The organism is Bacteroides celer (assembly GCF_002632415.2).
GTDB lineage: Bacteria > Bacteroidota > Bacteroidia > Bacteroidales > Bacteroidaceae > Bacteroides.
This window is the reverse complement of the sequence record NZ_CP178209.1, coordinates 4,210,183-4,233,647: the sequence shown is the minus strand read 5'-3', so window position 1 is coordinate 4,233,647 and position 23,465 is coordinate 4,210,183. Positions and strand designations below refer to the sequence as shown.

Sequence of the window (23,465 nt, the reverse complement as noted above, 5' to 3'; positions counted from 1 at the left end):
TGATTCCGGTTGAAACCATTTTGTTTCGAAGGGGGGAGGAATAAACAAATGCGAAAAGGAATAAGGAATATAGAAAACGAAAAAGAGGAAATTCTCTACGAGAATCTCCTCTTTTTTCATCTTTCACGAAAGATCGAATTATTTCTTCTTACGGTCACCGTAACGGCTCATGAACTTATCAACACGACCTGCAGTATCCACCAATGTAGATTTACCTGTATAGAACGGGTGAGAAGTGTTTGAGATTTCAATCTTCAGCAACGGATAAGTTTCACCTTCGAATTCGATGGTTTCTTTAGTTGCTACAGTTGACTTAGACAAAAACATGTCACCATTTGACATATCTTTAAATACTACCGGACGGTATGATTCTGGATGAAGGCCTTTTTTCATTTCAGTATCTGTTTTTTTAATTTATATTCTGTTACTATTTTGGTAAGAAATAGTGTAATGGTCATTTTCAGAGCGCAAAGATAATGCTTTTCTGTGAAATAGAAAAAGGTTTTATGGAAAAAACTTCGATAAAGATACTCTGCTTTCTAAATTTAGGCAATCCGTACCTATAATATATCTATATAATATGATTCGCATCATTTATATATGAATAGCATAACTTATATTGATGAATGATGAATCGAACGCGGAAATACGCTTTACTGTCTTTTATCCGTTTATTTGCAAGGTAGACATTACAATCTAATGTCACACTCGTATTCCTGCTAAATTTTGGTGTCTGATTTAAACCTTTTTCTACTATATTTTTCTTTCCGATGTTCGTTATTCGATGGATAATGCTTACTTTTGCGTAGAATTTTTATTCACTAACAATAAACTTTAAACAAAATGGTAAATTACAAAGATTTAGGATTGGTAAACACAAAAGAAATGTTTGCTAAGGCTATCAAAGGTGGATATGCTATCCCAGCATTCAACTTCAACAATATGGAACAGATGCAGGCTATCATCAAGGCTGCTGTTGAAACTAAATCTCCTGTGATTCTTCAGGTTTCTAAAGGTGCTCGTCAGTATGCTAACGCTACTTTGTTGCGTTACATGGCACAGGGTGCTGTAGAATATGCTAAAGAATTAGGCTGCGCACATCCGGAAATCGTTCTTCACCTTGACCACGGAGATACATTCGAAACTTGCAAATCTTGTATCGATTCAGGTTTCTCTTCAGTGATGATCGACGGTTCTCATCTTCCTTACGAAGAAAACGTTGCATTGACTAAGAAAGTTGTTGAATACGCTCATCAGTTCGACGTAACTGTAGAAGGTGAACTTGGCGTATTGGCTGGTGTAGAAGATGAAGTTTCTGCTGACCACCACACATATACTGACCCTGAAGAAGTAATCGACTTCGCTACTCGCACTGGTTGTGACTCTTTGGCTATCTCAATCGGTACTTCTCACGGTGCTTACAAGTTTACTCCGGAACAATGCCACATCGACCCGGTTACAGGCGTAATGGTTCCTCCTCCATTGGCTTTCGAAGTATTGGACGCTGTAATGGAAAAACTTCCGGGATTCCCTATCGTTCTTCACGGATCATCTTCAGTTCCTCAAGAAGAAGTGGAAACTATCAACAAATACGGTGGTGCACTGAAAGCTGCTATCGGTATTCCAGAAGAATGGTTGCGTAAGGCTGCTAAGTCTGCTGTTTGCAAAATCAACATCGACTCTGACTCACGTTTGGCTATGACTGCTGCTATCCGTAAGACTTTTGCTGAAAAACCAGCTGAATTCGACCCGCGTAAGTATCTTGGTCCGGCTCGTGACAACATGGAAAAACTGTACAAGCACAAAATCCTTAATGTGCTCGGTTCTGACAACAAATTGGCACAGTAATCCTCGGATTATTCCATAAATAAAAGAAAGGCTGCTCCTGGTTAACCGGTGGCAGCCTTTCTTATGTTGAAAGGTGCAAGGAGAGAAGATAAAGCTTTTAAGTATTCCAGTTGGAATACATTTGAAATGGATTTAAACAAAAATAAGCGCGAACAAAATGCTGTTATAGCAATGTTCGCGCTTATTCTTATAATTGTAGTATTTCTTACATCAAGAATCCAAGGAGGATACCGGCAGCGACTGCTGAACCGATTACTCCGGCAACGTTCGGACCCATAGCGTGCATCAACAAATAGTTGGTCGAATCGTATTCCAAACCAATCACTTGTGAGATACGTGCAGAGTCGGGGACAGCAGAAACCCCTGCATTACCGATCAATGGATTGATCTTGTTGCCCTTCTTCAAGAAGATATTGAATATCTTAACGAAGATTACACCGGATGCAGTTGCAATGATGAATGACAATGCACCGAGGGCGAAAATCTTGATAGAATCGAGCGTCAGGAATTCGGAAGCTTGCGTAGAAGCACCTACTGTCAGACCCAACAGGATAGTGATAGTATCAATCAACGGACCGCTAGCTGTATTGGCAAGACGACGGGTTACACCACTTTCTTTCAACAGGTTACCGAAGAACAGCATACCCAACAAAGGTAGACCGGAAGGAACTAGGAAGCAGGTCAGCAACAAGCCGATAATCGGGAAAATAACCTTCTCCGTGTGAGAAACGGCACGCGGCGGTTTCATGCGGATGACACGTTCGTTCTTGGTGGTGAGCAGACGCATGATAGGCGGCTGTATCACCGGAACCAACGCCATATAGGAGTAGGCGGACACCGCAATGGCTCCCATCAGGTTAGGTGCTAGCTTGGAGGAAAGGAAAATGGCCGTCGGGCCGTCTGCTCCACCAATGATACCGATAGCGCCGGCTTGCATCGGGTCGAAGCCCATTTCCAATGCGATCATGTAAGCACCGAAGATACCGAATTGTGCAGCAGCACCGATCAACATCAATTTCGGATTAGAGATAAGTGCCGAGAAGTCCGTCATGGCGCCGATGCCCAAAAAGATGAGCGGCGGATACCAGCCGGAAGTTACTCCCTGATACAATATATTCAATACGGAACCTTCTTCATAAATACCGACTTTCAGTCCGGCATCCATATTAAAAGGTATATTACCGATCAGCATACCGAAGCCGATAGGAATCAGCAGCATCGGTTCGAACTCTTTGGCTACCGCCAAATAGATGAACCCCAAACCCACAAGAATCATAACGACATGCCCTACAGTAGCATTTGCAAAGCCCGTGTATGTCCAGAAGTCGGCGAGGTTATTTCCTAAAAAGTTTATAAAATCTCCCATATTATTCAATAATTACGAGGTCATTACCTTCAAGAACAGAGTCTCCCTTGTTGACGTTGATGGCAGTAATCTTACCGTCCTTATCCGCATTGATATTGTTTTCCATCTTCATGGCTTCCAATATGATAATGGTCTGTCCTTTCTTTACAGTATCGCCTACATTCACTTTGATGTCGAGGATCACACCCGGCAGCGGAGATTTCACTCCTGATTTTCCGGTAGACGGAGCAGTTGGTTTCACTACCTGAGTAGGAGCAGTAGGAGCATTAGGCATAGGACGTACTGTTACAGGTTTGGCAGCAGGCTTCGGCTGTTTCTCCATTTCCACTTTATAGTGTGTACCGTTCACTTCTACATGAGCGATATTATCTTCAATATCTCCGATGGTTACTTTATATGAGTTACCGTTGATTTTATATTTATATTCTTTCATCGTTTTAACTTTTTAAAAGGTGACTTACTTTCTGGGAGGAGTTTCACGCAAAGTGTAAATCTTCGAACTCCATGGTGAGTAACTGCGTTTTACGCGAGTGATGGTCAGTACCGTTTCTTCTACGTCGTGCACTTCATCCTGCATTTCGTGCAATGCCATAGAAATCGCAGCGTAAACTTCGCCCGGAGCCTGTGACAGTTCCTTAGCTTCATGCTTGTCAATGCCTTTAGATTTCATAGCATTGCGCTTGCTCAAATTTACAGCTACTTTTCCTACAATCTTGAAGGCAATAAAGAGAAGAATCAATCCGCAGAATACTACACTCATGGCAGAGATAGACATGCCGACACCGTCAGCATCATGCTCTTCGAATTTTTCCATCTTGGCATTGCTGTCAAGAGTTTTGTTGTTCGTACTCGGGGTCACGTATTTGTCACCACTTCCACCTTTTACCTCCCACTCCGCTGCTCCGTCGCTGACACGAGCGTATGACTGGTTGGGACCAAGAACACCTGCGGGCACTACAATCTGGTCGAGCAGCTTTCTACCGGAGTCAAACAGACCGATCCAGTTGGCCGTTTCCGGATTCAGCTTGAAGCTGGTGTGGAAAGTACCGCGGTTAGGTTCGCCATCTGCCCAGAATAGTGCATGTTGACGTGGCTTCACTAATGTAAGTATATCACCTTTCGGGATAAAGTAAGTAACTGTATCGCCCGGTTGGCTGCTTACTTTCAACAAGCAAGCTGCCAGGTCGGCGCTACCGAATGATTTATTGAATATTTCAATCCATGCGCTGTGCAATCCGTAGTCATCTTGAAAATTATTCTGATTGTCTATCAGAATTTCGTTCAGTACCAGCTTGTTGTTCGACTTTTGCTCTCCACAAGAAGTCAGCCCAATCAGCAACAGCAAAGAAAGGAATATTCCGATTTTGGTTTTGTTCATAATCGTTCTTGTTTTAATGTGAAAAGTAGGATTACAACGGAATATTACCATGCTTCTTAGCCGGATTACTCAATTTCTTAGTCTGCAACTGCTGCAAAGCACGGATTACGCGGAAACGTGTGTTGCGTGGTTCAATCACATCGTCGATGTAGCCGTATTTGGCTGCATTGTAAGGATTGGCAAACAGTTTCGTGTATTCTGCTTCTTTTTCAGCAAGGAATTGAGCGGGATTTTCCTGATCTTTGGCTTCGCGTGCGTACAATACTTCTACTGCTCCTGCTCCACCCATTACTGCGATTTCAGCAGTCGGCCATGCGTAGTTCATGTCACCGCGAAGTTGCTTACAGCTCATTACGATGTGAGAACCACCGTAGGATTTACGCAATGTAATCGTAACCTTAGGTACAGTAGCTTCACCGTAAGCATACAATAGCTTAGCACCATGAAGGATAACGCCGTTGTATTCCTGGCCTGTTCCCGGAAGGAATCCCGGTACGTCTACTAACGATACGATAGGAATGTTGAATGCATCGCAAAAACGCACGAAACGTGCACCCTTGCGAGATGCGTTGCTGTCGAGCACACCTGCCAAGTATTTAGGCTGGTTAGCAACGATACCTACCGACTGTCCGTTGAAACGGGCAAAACCGATGATGATATTCTTTGCATAATCTTTCTGGATTTCAAGGAACTCACCGTTGTCCACAATAGCGCCGATAACTTCGTACATATCATACGGTTTAGTAGGGCTGTCGGGGATAATATCATTCAAAGAATCTTCCAAACGGTCGATTGGGTCTGTACAATCTACATAAGGAGCTTCTTCAAGGTTGTTTTGAGGAATATAACTCAACAGTTTACGAATCAGTTCGAAACCTTCTTCTTCTGTTTTAGCGGTGAAATGAGTCACACCTGATTTAGTGGAGTGAACGCTTGCGCCACCGAGGTTTTCCTGGCTAACGTCTTCACCTGTTACGGTCTTCACAACTTTTGGTCCGGTAAGGAACATATAAGAAGTACCTTCCATCATCAGCGTGAAGTCGGTCAAAGCCGGAGAATAAACAGCACCGCCGGCACAAGGACCGAAGATACCTGAAATCTGTGGGATAACACCGGAAGCAAGGATATTGCGTTGGAAGATTTCTGCATAACCGGCCAAAGCGTTGATACCTTCCTGAATACGTGCACCACCCGAGTCGTTGATACCGATACAGGGAGCGCCCATCTTCATGGCTTGATCCATGATTTTACAAATTTTCAATGACATCGTTTCTGACAGTGAACCGGCAGAAACAGTGAAGTCCTGTGCGAACACATATACCAGACGTCCTTCGATCGTACCGCAGCCGGTTACTACACCGTCTCCCGGGTAATGTTTTTTCTCCATGCCGAAGTTCGTGCATCTGTGCTCAACGAACATGTCCATTTCTTCGAAGCTACCCTCGTCAAGCAGCATAGCCAGACGCTCGCGTGCTGTGTATTTCCCTTTTTCGTGTTGCTTTGCAATTGCTTTTTCACCGCCTCCGATACGTGCTACGGCACGGCGTTCAATAAGCTCTTTAATTTTTTCAAGTTGATTACTCATGAGTTCTTGTTGGTTTTAGAGTTTATGATTAATGTTCGCAGAGTTCTGTTAACACACCCAAAGTTGATTTCGGGTGAAGGAAAGCGATATTCAAACCTTCAGCACCTTTGCGGGGAGCTTTGTCGATAAGGCGGATTTCTTTGCCTTCTGCCTCTGCCAGCGCATTGGCTACGCCATCTTCTACAGCAAATGCGACGTGGTGAACGCCTGCACCTTTGTTTTCAATGAATTTGGCAATAGTACTCTCCGGGCAAGTAGGCTCCAACAGTTCAATTTTTGTTTCGCCCACTTTTAAAAAAGCAGTTCTTACTTTCTGATCTTCCACTGTTTCAATGTTGTAACACTTCAGACCTAATACATTTTCGTAGTAAGGAAGGGCTTCTTCGATGCTTTTTACAGCAATGCCCAGATGTTCAATGTGTGAAATCTTCATAACTATACTTTTTTTATTTGGTTTTAAATCTGTGCTTATAAGGCATAAAACAGCACAAAGAAAGACATTTCTTATCTAATAAAGAAATATTTCTGCATTTAATTATTGGATTATTAAACAGAAAAAATGGTGGGAAAGGAGCATAAAACATTGTTTTGTAATCTTGAGATTACATTTAGACATAAAACTTGACTAAGAGTTTATTCAGCCAACTCCAATTGACGCGGAACCAACGGCGGGTACTGCTTTGTTTTCCTCCGAAGCGAAGAACGAAATCACGATAACCGTGTTTACGGAACGGAAGTCCTACATCCATAAATTCCATGTGACGGAATCCCCGTTGGTGTGCGTCTTCCAATGCTTTCCAAACGGCTAGCACACCCGGATATTGAAGTGCGTATGTCTTTCTCATTCCTCCCGAAAACCAAAGGTATGCGTCGTCTCCCGAATAGATACAGACAGAACCGCCAATGATTTTCTCTTTGTATTTCACAACGAATATTTTTGCCTGTTGTCCTTTGATTAACATATTGTTCATGTGGCGGAAAAAATCGTTGGCCGGGAAATATCTGCGTATGCGGGAGGAATAAATCTTGTGCAGCATCCGTGAGAAATCGTGTATCTCTTCCACGGTATGTGCTTCCTCTACTCTGGCTCCATTCTTGAGTCCTTTTTTTATCTGACGCATACGCGACGGACTGAACCGGTCTTCTGTCTTTTCCATACTGTGCAGCGAATTGCGTACCCGCAACCAGTTGACTGGGAAATAATCGTTGGTACGGAAAACCCGATAACCGAACATCGAATTGTTCAGGTTCCGGAATTCGATCAGGACACAGCTGCGCGATGCTTCTTGTGTGAGATGTTCGAGCATATCGCCGAAGACTTCTTCTGCCTTTTCTTTGTTGGTCGAAAGAGACTCGTCCAGAAATTCGCCTTCACTATATACTACACAATGTTTCACTAAAGAAGAAGGGAGCCACTTCTTTGCTTTGCGGATGGCAGCAAGCAGGCGTGCCACCGGTCTGCCGTCTTCTGTTGCCACTATTAATAAAGGAGTATACCCAGGAGTTGCTTCATAAATCAGAAATAACTCTTTGGAATGGAAGGTGTTTTTTCCCGGCAATTCAGGAATATCCTTCCCATGATAATATGTTGTTAGTTTCAGTGGCATCTAGGTACAAATTTACACTTTTTATTCTTTATTCAACAACAAAATAAAGAATTTGTTGGAGCTGCTTGAAGTAAAGTATAATATATAGTTGCGTATTTAATGGAGAAAATGTATTTTATAGGAGAAATATGGTATGAAAAGTGAGTACGTATTAAAATTAGCTTCGTCTTTAATTAAGATTATAATCGAATAGTTTTTGCAAAACAACGAGAATTAATATTAACTTTAAATTAGAACGAATGAGATGTAATGCATTTGTTGAAGCATGGAAGAATCATCATAGACGCGCTTCCATGATTTTAGGGCTGTCTTTATTGTCTGCCCCTCTGTCATATTCTGTGTATGCAGAAGATGGAGTTTCTAATACTATGGTGCAAGTTGTCACACAAACGAAAACTGTGAAAGGAACTATCATTGATGAAAGCGGGGAGCCGTTGATTGGGGTTTCTATCGTTGTGAAAGGAACAAGTACAGGTACGATTACCGATTTTAACGGTAACTTCTCTATCAATCTTCCGGCGGGAAGAAAAGAACTGGTCATTTCTTATATCGGTTACAAAGAACAAACGGTGACTGTGACGGGTAACGGACCGGTCAATGTGAAAATGGTTTCGGACACACAGGCATTGGATGAAGTGGTGGTCATTGGCTACGGTGCAGTGAAGAAACGTGATTTAACAGGGGCGGTTGCTTCAGTGAAATCGGAAGACATTACGATGAATCCGGGCACAAACCCGATGGAAGCGTTGCAGGGTAAAGTAGCGGGATTGGATATTACGAGAGAATCGGGTCAAGCGGGTTCAGGAGTGAAAATGCAATTGCGCGGTAACCGTTCATTGACAGCAAGTGGTAATCCTATGTTTATTATTGACGGGATGCCGGGTGACTATGCGACACTGAATCCGAATGATATTGAATCTATTGAAGTGTTGAAAGATGCTTCTTCTACGGCTGTTTATGGTTCTTCCGGTGCCAATGGTGTTGTAATCATTACTACCAAAGGCGGAAAAGAAGGAAAATTGACTGCTAATTTTAATGCTTTTTTTGGTATAAACAGCTGGTCTACAATGCCGGAAGTCCGCCAAGGAGAAACCTACATGGAGGGCTTGCGTACAGCCCATAAAAATGCGGGTACTTATGTGGATGATGCCAATATGTTTACTAACCCTGCTTATTATAAAGCTTATCAAAACGGGAAATACATTGACTGGGTAGATGAATTGCTGCATACGGGGACTGTTCAGAATTATAGTTTGTCGGTTTCAGGAGGTACAAAAAATACAAAGGCTTATATGTCTATGAATTTTTCGGATGAAAACGGACAATACAACGATGATAATTATAAATTGTATTCAACAAATATTCGCATCGATCACACAATCAATAAATGGTTTACTACAGGAATTAGTATTCAGGCATCTTATGTGCATCAGAATAAGCCTTTTGCAAAGATTCAAGATGGTATGACGGCTATTCCTTATGGTGAAATCTATGACGAGAATGGCAATGTTAATCCTTATCCGATTGAAGGGGATGCCGGCTATTTGAATCTTTTGATGAATAATAAAAGTAATTGGAGAAACCAATCCCAGAATACAAAACTGTATGTGAATCCTTATATTAAAATAACTCCGATTAAAGGATTGACATGGGAGTCACGCGTGAATGGGACGTTGACTTATTCCCGTTCGAATAGTTTCCAGGGAGATGGCTCGTACAACTTTTATAAAGCGGGAGGAAATGTAGAGACAGATACGAATGCCAAGATTACTCAAAACAGATCATATAATTATAAGTGGGAAAATATCGTAACTTACAACTTTAATATTGCTAAGATACATGAATTTACGCTTACTGGTGTGTCTACCTGGAATCATAACCAGACGGATAACACGGAAATGACAGGAACAGGTATTGCTAACAATAAATATTTGTGGGAAGGATTGGAAAAAGCTGCCGTTCAGAAGAATTCATCCAGTTATACCATGTCTAAAGGAGTCGGATTAGTAGGACGTATCAACTACTCTCTATTGGGTAGGTATTTGCTTTCTGCTTCTATTCGTCGGGATGGTTCTTCACGTTTGGCTAAAGATCATAAATGGTCTAATTTCCCGGCTGTTTCATTGGGATGGCGTATTTCTGACGAGAAGTTTATGGAAAGTACAAGAAACTGGTTGGATAATTTAAAAATTCGTGTGGGTTACGGTATTTCTGGTACGGCCAGTATTGATCCTTATTCTTCCTCTTCTTCTCTGGAGTCCGGATGGTTGACGTTAGGTGGTGAAAAAACGCAGATTTATAATCTCACTAAAATAATAGCTAATCCGGAACTGACATGGGAACGTTCAAAGAACACCAATATCGGTATTGATGCTTCTTTCCTGAATAATCGTATCAATGTGACATTGGATATGTATAAGACTAAGACGGAAGGTGTGATATGGAAAAAATCATTACCTGTAGTGAACGGTTCCTATAGTTCTAAAGAGCAATATCTGACCAATATAAACTTGTGTGAAACTAAAAATAAAGGTCTTGAGCTTGCTTTGAATACCCGCAACATTGAAACTAAAAATTTTCAATGGACATCGGCTCTGACTTTTGCATATAATAAGGAAGAGATTACGAAACTGACCGGAACTGCTAATGATAAAGTAATCAATGGCGATTATACGTATGCGGTAGGTAGTGCAATCAACTCTTTTTATCACTACAAATTGGATGGTATCTGGCAGAAAGGTGAAGAAGCTGATGCTGCTGTGTTTGGATTGAAGCCGGGATCTATAAAGATTAATGTGCCTGATATGGTGCGGCATACGGATACGGACGGTAGTGTCTACTATACGAAGGTGAATGCTGACGGACAGGAAATCCGTTATGATGCTTCTAATACATATTCTGTGTCTGCTGATGATTATCAAGTATTGGGACATAACTCTCCGGATTGGACAATGGGTTTCCAGAATACTTTGACATATAAAGATTTTGATTTAAGTATTTATATGTATATGCGTTGGGGACAGATGATTAAATATTCTGTATTGACGGATTATGACCCGACAGGGTTGAACAACTATCCTACTTATTTCAATGTATGGTCTGAAACAAATCCTTCGAACGATTTTCCAGCCATGGATGCTTCTATCAAGGATAAGTTGAGCTATTATCCGGGCTTTGCAGCGTTGTCGTATGTAGATGGATCATTCTTTAAAATAAAGAATATAACGTTGGGATATACTATGCCTGATAAATTGGCTAAAAAATTGGGATTGGGCAAGCTCCGTGTGTATGGAACGATTACTAATCCATTCGTTATTGCAAAAAGTCATTTGTTGAAGGATTATGATCCGGAAATGAATGGTGGTTTGAACTATCCATTGACAAAACAGTTAGTCTTTGGTCTTAATCTTTCATTTTAATTCTCTAAACTGATAAATAATGAAGAAATTAGTATATAATGTGGCCTTAGCATTGTGTGCGATGGTTACTATCAATTCATGTTCATTGGATGAATATAATCCAATGGAAGTTACCGGTGAAGAAACGTTGGCTACGTTTGACGGGTGGTACGGAATGCAAACCCAGTGTTATAACCCTATTTATAGTCAACTGTATACTGTGACAGACTTTTTATCTGTTGCAGAGGTTGGTACGGATACGTGGTTGACGGCAAATAATAATGATAACTCGAAAGAACTCTTTTATTATGAATCTCTGACGCCGAGTAAAGATAAGGCATGGGATAAATTATTTATGCAGGCGTATACTGCTTTGGGGATATGTAATACCGTTATAAACCGTGCGGAAAGTGTAGAAGGAAATGCGGATGATATTCGTGTGTTAACAGCCGAAGCACGTTGTTTGCGTGGTTTTTATCATTTGATATTGACTACATATTTTGGTCCGATCACTCTTTGTATGAATGAAGCGGGAAATAATATTGTGTTGGAACCTAAACGTAATACGTTATCTGAAATTTATTCATACATCATTGATGATTTGAAATATGCTGCGGATAATCTGAATACAACTCCTTACGGTAATAATCGTGCCCGTGTTTCAAAAAAATCGGCTATGGGACTTTTGGCTCGTGCCTACATACAAGGAGCCGGCCAGGGGTTGAGTGAGAATGGTGTTTCTTACTGGCAAAGAGCGGCAGATGTTGCAGAAAGCTTTATTGCGGATACAGAAGCTGGCGGAGGTACTTATGGAGGTTATCTTTATAAAGATATATCGGATATGTGGGCTGATGGCAATAACCGTACTAATAAAGAAGCGCTTTTTGTTGCAGCAGGTTGTGATGCCGGTGATGATGACGCATGGGATTATTCGAATGCGGGATATAATAAATTGTTTACGTATACTTACTGGAATCAGACGAACCTGTCGGATATTAGTAAGATTACATCTGACAAACAGAACTATTTTTATGGACGTACCAACAATGGCAACTGCGCACCATCTAAATATTTGCTGGACTGCTTTGAACCAACTTGGGATAAACGTTGGGAGAATTCATTCCAGACTGCTTTCGGGGCATTTTCTATGGAAAAAGTGGCATGGATTCCGTATACTAAGAATATAGTGACTTTGACTAGCGATTTATGTCAGAAGTATGGTATTGATGCTTCTCATGTAGGTGAAAAAATTTATCCGTATGTTGATTGTGATGGCAAAACGATGTCTCATGGAGGAAATCAGTATACAGCGTCTGTGTGGCCCAAAGGGGTAACTACAGGAGATATATCAACATTGACGACTCCTAAAAAAGTATATGTAATAGATTATCCATTGCCTGCGGATGATAATCGTTTCTTCCTCTATTTATCCAAAGAACCTTTGTCGGCGGAAGACAAGAAAGACCGTGTTTATGCATGTGTGAATATAGATGATTTGTTTGATGCAAATGGCAATTACGTGAAAACACAGAATGATATGCCTGGCAGTTATGATCGTACTTCAAAAGTATATGCAACATACCCATGTTTGAATAAGTTTATCTGGAGTTATGAAGGAGTATATTATGGAAGTAACTTGCAAATCCGTAATGGTGATATTTTTGTGATGCGTATGGCAGAAGTTTATTTGATTGCTGCCGAGGCTGAACAACATTTGGGTAATGGAACAAAAGCTGCAGGATATTTGAACACGCTTCGTGCCCGTGCGGCTCGTTCCGGAGTTTTGGAGTCGTCTTATAAGCTGACTACTGTCACCGAAGAAGATATCTACGATGAATATGCACGTGAACTTTGTGGAGAACATTCACGTTGGGCATTGTTGCAGCGTCATCAAGCATTCTCAACTCGTTTGGCGAAATATAACAAACGTGCTGCTTCCAGTTTTAAATCTTATAATATATGGCGTCCTATATCACAAACATTCCTTCAACAGATTGATAATGCTGAAGAATATGGAGACAATGGATATGGTACAACAGCTAAGTCTGGTCTGGACGGATTTTTACAATAACAATATAGATTAAATTTTAAATTAAGAGGGGATATGTCGTGATGATATGTCCCTTTTTTCTATATCTTTGTGTAATCGAACAGAACTTTTAAAAAGCGGAACTATGTTAGAAGAAATTTTAGCTTACAACAAGCAATTTGTTGAGAACAAGGGATACGAATCGTATATTACCAATAAATATCCCGATAAGAAAATAGCTATTCTTTCCTGTATGGATACCCGACTGACTGCTTTGCTGCCAGCAGCATTAGGAATTAAGAATGGCGATGTGAAAATGATAAAAAATGCAGGTGGCGTTATTTCCCATCCTTTCGGTAGCGTGATACGTAGTTTGCTTGTTGCTATTTTTGAGTTGGGGGTAGAGGAAATAATGGTGATTGCTCATTCTGATTGTGGAGCTTGCCATATGCATAGTGAAGAAATGCTCGAAAAAATGAAAGCACGCGGAATCAATCCGGATTATATTGACATGATGCGTTTCTGCGGAGTTGACTTTCATTCGTGGCTGGATGGTTTCGAAGATACGGAAAAGTCGGTGAGAGGAACAGTCGATTTTATTGTACGCCATCCTTTGATCCCTTCAGATGTGACAGTCTACGGATTTATTATTGATTCTACGACCGGGGAATTAACGCGGATTGTATAGATAATTAGATAGATAGGTAAATAGATAAACTGCTTTTTTAATCCCCTAAATATAGTGACGCTATCCTATCATGATAGTGACGCCATTCTTATTGTATAGTGTCGCTATGTCTGGAGGATAGTGACGCTATTTTGAAGACAAAAAAATAAGGCAGCTTTTTGTCGGCTGCCTTTATCTTTCTGCGGTTATATACTTTCTTTGACTGGTGCACTCGTTTGTGACAAATAGGGTGTCCGTACATCTCAATTTCTGCCTCACGGCTAGCTTTACGATTCGCTTTAACGTAATCGTCCTGTGTAATTCGCTTTTTCATAATGAAATTATTTCTCTGTGCAAAGATACAATATATTCTTCATTTAGTATAAACTTTTATTTCCTATTACGCTCGGTTTGCATTATCTTTGCATACATTAATCAAATGAAACCGGAAATAATATGGAAAATTTCAGTGAATTGATAAAGAACCGTCGTAGTATGCGGAAGTTCACCGATGAAGAATTGACACAAGATCAGGTAGTTGCGTTGATGAAAGCAGCTTTGATGTCCCCTTCTTCCAAACGTAGTAATAGTTGGCAGTTTGTAGTGGTTGATGATAAAGAGGTATTGAAAGAATTGTCTCATTGCAAAGAACAGGCTTCTTCGTTCATTGCCGATGCAGCTTTGGCGATTGTTGTAATGGCCGATCCGTTGGCCAGCGATGTTTGGATTGAAGACGCTTCCATTGCTTCCATCATGATACAGTTGCAGGCTGAAGATCTTGGCTTGGGAAGTTGTTGGGTGCAGGTTCGCGAACGTTTCACTGCCACCGGAATGCCTTCCGATGAATTTGTCCATGGAATTTTGGATATTCCCTTGCAACTTCAGATTCTTTCTGTCATTGCTATCGGACATAAAGGGATGGAACGTAAACCTTTCAATGAAGAACATCTTCAATGGGAGAAAATTCATATTAACAAGTTCGGAGGAAAATAAGTATGGGAGCTGCTAAAGCGAATAATAGTAAAGATACCTATCTGGCTACTGCTGTTACCTTTATCGTTATCGGAGCACTTTATCTGATTGATAAACTGATTCATTTCTCTTCCATTGGACTGCCTTGGGTGATGAATAAGGACAATATGCTATTGTACGCCTCGATCTGTTTCCTTATTTTCAAACGCGATAAATCAATTGGTTTTGTGTTGCTTGGGCTTTGGCTAGTGATGAATATCGGTTTGGTCATGTCCTTATTGGGTTCGTTATCCGGATATCTGTTGCCATTGACACTGCTCATCATCGGAATCGTTTTATTCTGGTTTGCAAAACGATAAGAGAATAATGAAAAGAAGTATAGAAGATACACCGATCGTGTTTATCGGTGCAGGTAACTTGGCTACTAATCTGGCGAAAGCTCTTTATCGTAAAGGTTTCCGCATTGTACAGGTATATAGCCGGACTATGGAATCTGCCCGTACCTTAGCCGAGAAAGTAGAAGCTGAATATACAACAGATTTACAGGCAGTCTCCAAAGATGCAAAATTGTATATCGTATCGTTGAAAGATGATGCTTTAGTAGATTTGTTACCGCAGATAACAGAAGGAAAGCAAGCGTCTTTGTTGGTGCATACGGCAGGAAGCATTCCGATGAGCGTTTGGGAAGGGCATGCAGAACGTTACGGAGTATTTTATCCGATGCAGACATTCAGCAAACAACGTGAAGTTAAATTTCAGGAAGTGCATTTCTTTGTTGAAGCGAAAAGGCCGGAAGACGTGGAATTGTTGAAGGCTGTTGCCGCCACACTTTCGGAAAAGGTCTACGAGGCTTCTTCCGAGCAACGTAAGAGCCTTCATTTGGCTGCTGTTTTTATCTGTAACTTCACCAATCACATGTATGCATTAGCAGCTGATTTGCTTGAAAAATACAACTTGCCTTTCGATGTCATGCTTCCGCTGATAGATGAAACAGCACGTAAAGTCCACGAATTGGCGCCACGTGATGCACAGACCGGACCCGCTGTTCGTTACGATGAGAATGTGATGAGTAATCATCTTGCCATGTTGGTAGATTCTCCGGCATTGCAGGAAATATATAAACTAATGAGCAAAAGTATCCATGAGCACCATCAATTATGATTTATCCCGTATCAAGGCTTTAGCTTTTGATGTAGACGGAGTATTGAGTTCGACAACCGTACCTTTGCATCCTTCCGGAGAACCGATGCGCACGGTGAATATCAAAGATGGGTACGCCATCCAGTTGGCTGTGAAAAAAGGACTTCACATAGCTATCATCACCGGTGGCCGGACAGAAGCGGTACGTATCCGTTTTGAGGGACTGGGAGTGAAGGATTTATACATGGGTTCTGCTGTGAAGATACATGATTATCGTGCTTTTCGTGATAAGTACGGATTGACCGATGATGAAATTCTATATATGGGTGATGACGTGCCGGATATTGAAGTGATGTGTGAGTGCGGACTGTCATGCTGCCCGAAAGATGCCGTGCCGGAAGTGAAATCCGTTGCAAAGTATATTTCTTATGCAGACGGTGGTCGTGGATGCGGACGTGATGTAGTGGAGCAGGTGCTGAAAGCTCACGGTCTATGGATGGTGGAAGACGCCTTCGGTTGGTAACTTAATCATAAATAATCGTTGTTTAATAACGAATAAAACCATGCTTGATAACTTAAATAAATATCAGATTATATTAGCTTCCAATTCTCCCCGTCGGAAAGAACTGATGTCGGGACTAGGAGTAGACTATGTAGTCAGAACATTGCCGGATGTAGACGAGTCATACCCGGATACATTGGTAGGTGCTGAAATACCTGAATATATTGCCCGTGAAAAGGCGGATGCCTACCGTACCATGATGAAGCCGGGAGAATTATTGATTACGGCAGATACCATAGTCTGGTTAGATGGGAAAGTACTTGGAAAACCGGAGGGTAGGGAAGGAGCCATTGAAATGCTTCGCGCTCTCTCGGGAAAATCTCATCAGGTTTTCACAGGGGTTTGCCTGACTACTACTGAGTGGCAAAAAAGCTTTACCGCTTCCTCCGAAGTGCTGTTTGATGTCTTGTCGGAAGATGAAATCCTGTATTACGTAGATCGTTATCAGCCAATGGATAAGGCAGGAGCTTATGGCGTTCAGGAGTGGATCGGGTATATCGGGGTTAAATCAATTTCCGGTAGTTTCTATAATATTATGGGGCTTCCCATACAGAAACTGTACGGAGAGTTGAAAAAGCTGTAGTAAGTATCTTGAATATATCTGAATATATCAGTGTAATAAACTTATTGATTACATGAAATACATAAGATATACTTAGTCCAATAATGCAAAAAGGCTACCTCAAAATAGAAAATGAGGCAGCCTTTTTCTGTATTTTTAAGCAGGAACATTTACTGAATATCCCAAACTGAAAGATGTGGAAGACTATAATAAATCCAACATCAGAGGAATATCTTCTTCCCGAATTCCTTGTGTGAGAAGAGCTTCTTCATCTTTATGGAACATTTCCAGGAATCGTTCCCGGTTTCCACTAGCCGTAATGGCTTTTCCATAGAAAACGGAAGCTTTCTGAATATCTCCCATCACCCAGGCAACATGTCCTGCATTCATATAGTCAATAGCCAGAGGCTTTTGTTCTATTATTTTTTCATAATACTTCATCGCCTGTTCATGTTTCTGGCTGATAAATGAACACCATCCGATACCACGCCATGCCTTAATACAGTTGTTCTCGATGAAATCCAGTTTGAAGAAATAATTCAGTGCTTCTTCATATTGCCCCAATTCGGCCAGACAGCTACCGATATGGAAAGTCACATTGGTATCTTCCGGGGCAGCTTCTTCTACCTTCTTATAATAGGTGATTGCTACCTGGTAATTTCTGTTCAATCGATAACAAATAGCCAGATGGCGATTGTTCCAGATATTATCCGGTTTCAACGTGTCTGCTTTCAGGTAAGCCTGGATAGCTTCTGCATATTTCTTTCTTTTCTGCAATGCATAGCCAAACTTCTGGTAATATTCAGCACTCTCTCCTTCGAATCCGCCAATCGTTTCCAACTCTTCATAAATTTCGATAGCCTCGTCCCAACGTTCCTTTGACAGGTAGAAATCGGCAATGGGGAATAATACATCTTCCCAGTGCAATATATTGTCGAGTGCAGGGACATGATGAAGATCAAGCTTCTCTTTAAAAATATCTCTGAATTCACTCTTGCGCACACTAAGTTTGAAGAAACGATATAAATCGTGCAGGTACTGGTTGCTGACCGTTCCCGGACGTTCATTGAATTTCTTCATCGTCTCAACATTCGATTTCTCCGCCAATTCTGCAACCTGTTGTTCATTCAGTTGGCTCAACATCATATCCTGTTGTGACTGTGGCAATTGATGGATCGTGAAAAAGAGAGAGTACTTATCACTGTTACTGAAGAATCCCGATTGAAGAATTAAATCCAGTAGACTGCCTCCCTGATTTCCTGCCTGCTTCATTGCCTTGAGCACATTAGACTGTTGCTTGCTGAATGGATAAAACCAGTTATGCACCTCGCGGAAGAACGGATAGTTTTTCAAAGCCGCAAAAGTACTCATATATACATCTGCACCCTCCAACTGCAATTCGTTCATTTCACGCAATTTATCCCCCAGTCCGGATTTCTCGAATGCATCTTCCCAATCCGGATTCATGTCGTTGTTCTCTTCATCGCTTTCTTCAAAGCCGAACCGCATATTTTTCATGGAGGAAACATTCTTCAGCATTTCGGGAATAATCTCCTCCCTCATTTTTTTGTCAATCTTTTCCGTTTCCTGACATAATAGCATTTGGCGGTAAATGCGAGCGACATCTTCTCTGAATGAAGGAATTTCTTCCATGAGATCCACCCTTTTTATCAGTTCCGGATAGAAAGTAAGTCGGCTTCTGTAAATGTGGAAAATAATCATCGCACCAACCAATGCCCGTTGACTGACGTTGACGTTGGGATGCTCGTAAGCATCAAGCAACCACATTATTTTTCGTAGGTCGAAACATTCCATCAAGCTCAATGTGAGGGCACTGACAAACAAACATAAATCATCTCCCGGAAGTAGTTCCGAGGCAAGCATGGCTTTTGCATCTTCCTCGTCTTCGGGAGTCCATGCGCTGTTTGTCCATGTTCTGATAAACATAAACTTGAGTGTGTCCTCATGCCGCTTTAATACTTCATCCATCTTTTCGTCAGACAGTAATCCGCTGACTGCCAAGTCGTCATTAAAAGATTCCAGTATGTGTAATATGGTTTTAAGACCATAGTTTGACAAATCTGGCGATTTGGGAGTACGTCGTACTTCATGATAGTATCTTGATGAAGCGTTATCCAATATGAGCAAACGTGATTGGTCGGCAATTCCCCATGTGTCCGATACCATTTTCTGATACAGATTCCACCGTTCAGGGTCATTTGCTCCCTGTTTCATGTATTCCAGCATATATTTGTAGGAAGTCTGCAATTGTTCCAGGCGAGTGCGTAGATCCCAGTCAGGACACTGCCACAGCAGAGATTCCAACTGCATCAGAGCTTCCTTGAGTCTTTTCTCTTCAAGTAAGGCACGTATATATGCGTATTGTTCATTAATCGTTTTTTCGTTCATCATTATCTAATTATTTATTTTTTCCAATCCAGGTCAAGCGTTTCCAGAGACCCTCAAAAGGACCATGTTTATGGTGTCGCAGCCACCACGAACAGAATACCATTTGTAATAGAACAAAAAGGATGCCAAAAAGGAAGCTATATGTGATTCCTAAATATCGTCCCAATTCGAATCCCCAATGATAGAACAAAAGAGAACCGAAAATGGATTGCCCGAGATAGTTCGTTAAACTCATTTTACCATAAGATGTGAAACGCATAAAGAAACTACGGTCTTTCACACGGTAGAAAGTCAACAGTAATCCTGTCACCAGTAATACCATGAAACTAAGGCTGCTGAATGAACTTAATATCAACTGTAGAGGAACAAGGACGGCACTCCGTTCGATGAATTCCGGCAACATATTGTTCAATCCGTAGATGGGGAAGAAGCAGAGAAGCGAAATTGCTAATGCTTTTAACCACAAGCGTTCGTTCTGTTCGCTATACAGGAAATATTTGCGGCGGCCAACCAGCATTCCGAATAGGAATAATCCCGGTGTTTGTAAGATACGTCCATGTTCCAAAGCCCAGGTCATGTTAGCCATTTGTCCTTCCCACATATTCATGCGGACTGTTTCAAGGAAGTTGCCATGTTTTTGTACGTCGAAAGCGATGCTGAAATAATAACCTGCCAAACTTTTACCTGCCACATAGTCAGGATTGCACAAGGCATAGATCAGTTTTGCCCAGTCGATAGGTTGAAGGATTAATAAAGTAGCAAAGATGGCAACTGTACGGTCACTCATCCGGCAGAATATCGGCAGGATAATTCCTAAAATCGCATACATGGTTAATATTTCGCCGGTAAAGAAAGCGGCATTGAATTGTCCTATAATGAATAGGATGAATAATCTCCATAAAAAACGCAGGCGGAAATCTTTCCCTCTCCGTTGTTGGTTATTGTCCTGAATATAGAAACTGAAACCGAAGAGCAAAGCAAATACAGCGTATGCTTTATTACTGAAAGTGAAGAATAATCCGGGGCACGTGTAAAAACCTGTGTTTTCGTTTGTTATTTTTTGCTATAAAAAATCTTTGTAGTACCTTTGTTTTGCAATCATATAGCAATGTCAGAGAATCCATTAGTAAAGCTATTAAGCTACATACTCCCTTCGGAGTTCAACGAATATTTTGACCTTACCGATGTTAAGGAAGAAGAACGTGGCGTGGAGAAGATTCTCCATCTGTATCTTCACGAGAAGAACCTTCAGCCGGATGGTCACACAGAGCTGTCTCCCAACGGTTTCTACCCGGAATCATGCATCAACCACTTTCCTCTCAACGAGCACCGTACCGTTCTGCACGTATGCCGTCGCCGTTGGAAGGACGGTTTGGGCAGGACGTATAGCAGAGATTGGGAGTTGACAGCAAAAGGAACACGGCACACTAAGGAGTTTGCCGCTTTTTTAAAAGAATTCCTTGGATACATCCCCGATTACAGCCAGATCACTCCAGAAACCGTATCACATCAAGGCTGACGAGTTCGAACGTGCCTACAAGGATTTCCTCAGCGGTTACCGCACGTGGAAAGAATTGTCACATGCGGAGGACTGGCTTGTCTTCTATAAGAACATAGGGCCACAACTGAGCATTGACGAGACAGCGCTCTCTGACGGTGAACTTTATACAATAATCTCCAACAAGGCTGCCCATGGCGGCAAGGGAGCTATCGTGGCCATTATCAAGGGGACAAAGGTCGAGGATGTCGTAAAGGCGTTGATGCGCATCCTTTGGTACGAGAGGGCTAAGGTGCTGGAGGTAACGATGGACTTCTCCGAGAGCATGCATTCCATAGTAAAGCAGTGCTTCCCGTATGCCACGATAACCATCGACCGCTTCCATGTCCAGAAGGACTGCTACGATGCCATGCAGCAAGTGCGTATCAGGCACAGGCGCGAGGCCCAACGTACCGAAGTGGAAGCGCGCGAGCAGCACAAGCTCCGTAACAAGAAGAATGCCGAGGCACGAAAGAGACGTCTTGAGAAGAATGGAGGCAAACGGAAAGGAAAACAAGGACGGAAGCCTAACCGCAAGAATGAGAAGTACGAGCCTGTGAGGCTGTCAAACGGAGATACCGTCTGTGAACTCCTGACGCGCTCACGCTATTTGCTGATGACATCGGCAGATAAATGGACAGCGACTCAGAAAATCCGTGCAAGGCTGCTGTTTGAACTCTATCCTGATATGAAGACCGCATATTCAATCTCGCACTCTTTGCGCATGATTTTCAATAACAAAAACGCCACAAGGGAAAGCGGGAAGAAAAGCCTCGCCCAATGGTATGCAAAAGTCGGAGAGTTCGGAGACGAAAACTTCAACACTGTTGCAGCAACCATCTATGAACGGCAGGGAGAGATTCTCAACTACTTCATCAATCGGTCTACCAATGCGTCTGCTGAATCTCTTAATTCAAAGATCAAGCAGTTTCGAGCACAACTACATGGGGTTATAGATGTAAAGTTCTTCTTATTCAGACTCTCAAAGATATTTGGCTAAACACAGGTTTTTGCAAGTGCCCCAATAATCCTCTCCAGATTGCTTGATCGGTAAATTTCATCCATTCAAAAGGGACTTCTTCCGGGAAAGAATAGAAATTAAAGTGTTCAATGCTGTGCAAGAGGATGATTCCCATTACTGCCAATCCTCTTAATACGTCGGCCACGTCTATTCGGGCGTTGGTTTCGGCGATTTTACTTTCCATGTTTTTTTAGTTACTGTTATTAATAAGATTAATATTTGTTCCAAAAGGAATATATTCCTTATTTATAATTTCATTCATAACCCTATGGGAATGAATGATAGTCTGTTCTCAACTATTACGCATTAATACTTAATACTTGACACTTAATACTTGAGTTAGAATCTCACCTGCACCTGTGCCTGTATCAGATTGGAATCTTTCTGTCCGTCTCCTTTTTTATCACAAAAGGTATATTGTGCCTGCAATCGACATCTGGGATAAAACCAGTATTGTACGCCTGCAATATAGTTATTTTGTTTGAAATCTGCACTCTTGTTCGGGTTGAAATAATCGTACGAAGCGATGAAATCGAAATTTCGTGCAAAGCGTACGCTTCCTGTTGCATAGAAACCTTCGCTTTTCACACTTCGGTCTTTTCCGCCAAGATATTCTGTACGCAGATTAAAAGTGGGAGTAGTGACAACACCTCCTGCACTCCAACGTTTCTTGGCGTAATTTTCTCCCGCTTTGATTCCGGTATATTCCGAATCGGCTATGGCGTGCCCTGTTCCGCGGATGAACGAACCACCTACGGATAACCATTTCAGAGGATAAACCATTAAATTGCCGACCACATCTTTCTGGCTGTTTTTGTCTTTGGTATTCAATCCCTGCCCGTTCATTACGGCCACTTTATATTGCAGGAAGTCGCGAAAGACTTTCCCATGAAGCATCATGCCGATATCCCGTCCGGAAGTCATTCCGTAACACTTATCGCTACCGCTTACTCCTGCCAGATAGCAGACAGACTGTGAATAGCAATTGATAAGTTCTACTGTAGTAGGAGACAATTCGTTTTCTATGGTATAAGGAACTTTAAATTCACCGATACGTGCCGTAAGTCCGGGAAGAAACTGATAATCAGTATATACTTCGAGTAGCATACCGCCATTGTAGAAGTCATACATAAAGTCGCAAGTCCATCGTTTGGTGATCTTTCCATGTGCCATGAAAATAATTCGTTTGATGTCGAATGTATTGTCGGGATTCGCTGCATCATCGTATGTATATCCCAGCTGGGCATATCCGGAGAGACTAATCCGTTCTTTCAGTGTGTTGACAACCTGATTTAGTGGTGTTTGTTCTTGTGCAAGAAGGGCATTTTGTATACCTGTTATACATAATACAAAAGTGAAGAGTTTGAGTAGTGTTTTTCGCATG

21 protein-coding genes and 2 pseudogenes are annotated in these 23,465 nt (G+C 41.7%); 11 read left to right on the top strand and 12 right to left on the bottom strand.

Annotated elements, in window-relative coordinates:
• Nucleotides 1-138 precede the first annotated feature (138 nt).
• Nucleotides 139-393, bottom strand: coding sequence for a type B 50S ribosomal protein L31 (locus tag CJF29_RS17445; RefSeq protein ID WP_005678397.1), 255 nt, complete (start codon nucleotides 391-393; stop codon nucleotides 139-141).
• A 450-nt stretch (nucleotides 394-843) separates the two neighbouring features.
• Between CJF29_RS17445 and CJF29_RS17440 the strand changes: the two genes are divergently transcribed.
• Nucleotides 844-1,848 (top strand): class II fructose-bisphosphate aldolase, encoded by a 1,005-nt coding sequence (locus CJF29_RS17440; RefSeq protein ID WP_008999802.1) that lies wholly within the window; start codon nucleotides 844-846, stop codon nucleotides 1,846-1,848.
• Nucleotides 1,849-2,053: 205 nt separating this feature from the next.
• Here CJF29_RS17440 and CJF29_RS17435 read toward each other — a convergent pair whose 3' ends face one another.
• The 6 genes from CJF29_RS17435 to CJF29_RS17410 all read right to left on the bottom strand — a co-directional run bounded on the left by CJF29_RS17435 (nucleotide 2,054) and on the right by CJF29_RS17410 (nucleotide 7,784).
• Nucleotides 2,054-3,214 (bottom strand): sodium ion-translocating decarboxylase subunit beta, encoded by a 1,161-nt coding sequence (locus CJF29_RS17435; protein WP_004304407.1) that lies wholly within the window; start codon nucleotides 3,212-3,214, stop codon nucleotides 2,054-2,056.
• 1 nt (nucleotide 3,215) lies between these two features.
• Nucleotides 3,216-3,647, bottom strand: a complete 432-nt coding sequence (locus CJF29_RS17430; protein WP_004304406.1) for an acetyl-CoA carboxylase biotin carboxyl carrier protein — start codon at nucleotides 3,645-3,647, stop codon at nucleotides 3,216-3,218.
• 24 nt (nucleotides 3,648-3,671) lie between these two features.
• A complete protein-coding gene (locus tag CJF29_RS17425; protein WP_004304405.1) occupies nucleotides 3,672-4,592 on the bottom strand; it encodes an OadG family transporter subunit in 921 nt (306 codons plus the stop codon).
• Nucleotides 4,593-4,623: 31 nt separating this feature from the next.
• Entirely contained in the window at nucleotides 4,624-6,177 is a 1,554-nt protein-coding gene (locus CJF29_RS17420) for an acyl-CoA carboxylase subunit beta (protein ID WP_004327014.1), read from the bottom strand.
• Nucleotides 6,178-6,205: 28 nt separating this feature from the next.
• Nucleotides 6,206-6,610, bottom strand: a complete 405-nt coding sequence (mce, locus tag CJF29_RS17415) for a methylmalonyl-CoA epimerase (RefSeq protein ID WP_004311398.1) — start codon at nucleotides 6,608-6,610, stop codon at nucleotides 6,206-6,208.
• A 175-nt stretch (nucleotides 6,611-6,785) separates the two neighbouring features.
• On the bottom strand, nucleotides 6,786-7,784 hold the full coding sequence (locus CJF29_RS17410) for a GNAT family N-acetyltransferase (protein WP_004327013.1): 999 nt from the start codon (nucleotides 7,782-7,784) through the stop codon (nucleotides 6,786-6,788).
• 239 nt (nucleotides 7,785-8,023) lie between these two features.
• Here CJF29_RS17410 and CJF29_RS17405 point away from each other — a divergent pair, with 239 nt between their 5' ends.
• From CJF29_RS17405 to CJF29_RS17395, 3 genes are all read left to right on the top strand, one after another.
• On the top strand, nucleotides 8,024-11,203 hold the full coding sequence (locus CJF29_RS17405) for a SusC/RagA family TonB-linked outer membrane protein (RefSeq protein WP_074638675.1): 3,180 nt from the start codon (nucleotides 8,024-8,026) through the stop codon (nucleotides 11,201-11,203).
• A gap of 19 nt (nucleotides 11,204-11,222) precedes the next feature.
• Nucleotides 11,223-13,253 carry a RagB/SusD family nutrient uptake outer membrane protein gene (locus CJF29_RS17400; protein WP_074638607.1) on the top strand — a complete coding sequence of 677 codons (2,031 nt, stop codon included), beginning with the start codon at nucleotides 11,223-11,225 and terminating at the stop codon, nucleotides 13,251-13,253.
• Nucleotides 13,254-13,356: 103 nt separating this feature from the next.
• Nucleotides 13,357-13,899, top strand: coding sequence for a beta-class carbonic anhydrase (locus CJF29_RS17395; protein WP_004321516.1), 543 nt, complete (start codon nucleotides 13,357-13,359; stop codon nucleotides 13,897-13,899).
• 88 nt (nucleotides 13,900-13,987) lie between these two features.
• On the opposite strand, the gene CJF29_RS17390 is transcribed toward CJF29_RS17395, so the two are convergent.
• Nucleotides 13,988-14,212: a hypothetical protein gene (locus tag CJF29_RS17390; protein ID WP_004300876.1), complete on the bottom strand. Its 225-nt coding sequence runs from the start codon at nucleotides 14,210-14,212 to the stop codon at nucleotides 13,988-13,990.
• A gap of 122 nt (nucleotides 14,213-14,334) precedes the next feature.
• Between CJF29_RS17390 and CJF29_RS17385 the strand changes: the two genes are divergently transcribed.
• Genes CJF29_RS17385 through CJF29_RS17365 form a run of 5 tightly spaced genes read left to right on the top strand, consistent with a single transcriptional unit; the run spans nucleotide 14,335 to nucleotide 17,135 of the window.
• Nucleotides 14,335-14,871 (top strand): nitroreductase family protein, encoded by a 537-nt coding sequence (locus CJF29_RS17385; RefSeq protein WP_004327009.1) that lies wholly within the window; start codon nucleotides 14,335-14,337, stop codon nucleotides 14,869-14,871.
• A gap of 2 nt (nucleotides 14,872-14,873) precedes the next feature.
• The gene (locus CJF29_RS17380) at nucleotides 14,874-15,209 is read left to right on the top strand and encodes a hypothetical protein (RefSeq protein ID WP_004311402.1); all 336 of its coding nucleotides are present in this window, start codon (nucleotides 14,874-14,876) and stop codon (nucleotides 15,207-15,209) included.
• Nucleotides 15,210-15,216: 7 nt separating this feature from the next.
• Nucleotides 15,217-16,011: a Rossmann-like and DUF2520 domain-containing protein gene (locus CJF29_RS17375; RefSeq protein ID WP_074638606.1), complete on the top strand. Its 795-nt coding sequence runs from the start codon at nucleotides 15,217-15,219 to the stop codon at nucleotides 16,009-16,011.
• Nucleotides 15,992-16,513, top strand: coding sequence for a KdsC family phosphatase (locus CJF29_RS17370; protein ID WP_074638605.1), 522 nt, complete (start codon nucleotides 15,992-15,994; stop codon nucleotides 16,511-16,513). Before CJF29_RS17375 ends, CJF29_RS17370 begins: the two co-directional genes overlap by 20 nt.
• 40 nt (nucleotides 16,514-16,553) lie before the next feature.
• Nucleotides 16,554-17,135 carry a Maf-like protein gene (locus CJF29_RS17365; RefSeq protein ID WP_004300871.1) on the top strand — a complete coding sequence of 194 codons (582 nt, stop codon included), beginning with the start codon at nucleotides 16,554-16,556 and terminating at the stop codon, nucleotides 17,133-17,135.
• Nucleotides 17,136-17,318: 183 nt separating this feature from the next.
• Here CJF29_RS17365 and CJF29_RS17360 read toward each other — a convergent pair whose 3' ends face one another.
• On the bottom strand, nucleotides 17,319-19,526 hold the full coding sequence (locus CJF29_RS17360; RefSeq protein WP_081352740.1) for a tetratricopeptide repeat protein: 2,208 nt from the start codon (nucleotides 19,524-19,526) through the stop codon (nucleotides 17,319-17,321).
• 7 nt (nucleotides 19,527-19,533) lie between these two features.
• Nucleotides 19,534-20,544: pseudogene (locus CJF29_RS17355) on the bottom strand (DUF418 domain-containing protein); the annotation flags it as partial.
• 87 nt (nucleotides 20,545-20,631) lie between these two features.
• Between CJF29_RS17355 and CJF29_RS17350 the strand changes: the two are divergent.
• Both CJF29_RS17350 and CJF29_RS17345 read left to right on the top strand, forming a co-directional pair.
• On the top strand, nucleotides 20,632-21,042 hold the full coding sequence (locus CJF29_RS17350) for a hypothetical protein (protein ID WP_002558307.1): 411 nt from the start codon (nucleotides 20,632-20,634) through the stop codon (nucleotides 21,040-21,042).
• Nucleotides 20,984-22,060, top strand: coding sequence for a transposase (locus CJF29_RS17345; RefSeq protein WP_002558306.1), 1,077 nt, complete (start codon nucleotides 20,984-20,986; stop codon nucleotides 22,058-22,060). The genes CJF29_RS17350 and CJF29_RS17345 overlap by 59 nt, the downstream gene beginning before the upstream one ends.
• Nucleotides 22,061-22,085: 25 nt before the next feature.
• On the opposite strand, the pseudogene CJF29_RS17340 reads toward CJF29_RS17345, so the two are convergent.
• Together CJF29_RS17340 and CJF29_RS17335 are read right to left on the bottom strand one after the other, a co-directional pair.
• Nucleotides 22,086-22,265, bottom strand: a pseudogene (locus tag CJF29_RS17340) (hypothetical protein); the annotation flags it as partial.
• Nucleotides 22,266-22,420: 155 nt separating this feature from the next.
• The gene (locus CJF29_RS17335; RefSeq protein WP_099147592.1) at nucleotides 22,421-23,464 is read right to left on the bottom strand and encodes a porin; all 1,044 of its coding nucleotides are present in this window, start codon (nucleotides 23,462-23,464) and stop codon (nucleotides 22,421-22,423) included.
• Nucleotide 23,465: the final 1 nt, after the last annotated feature.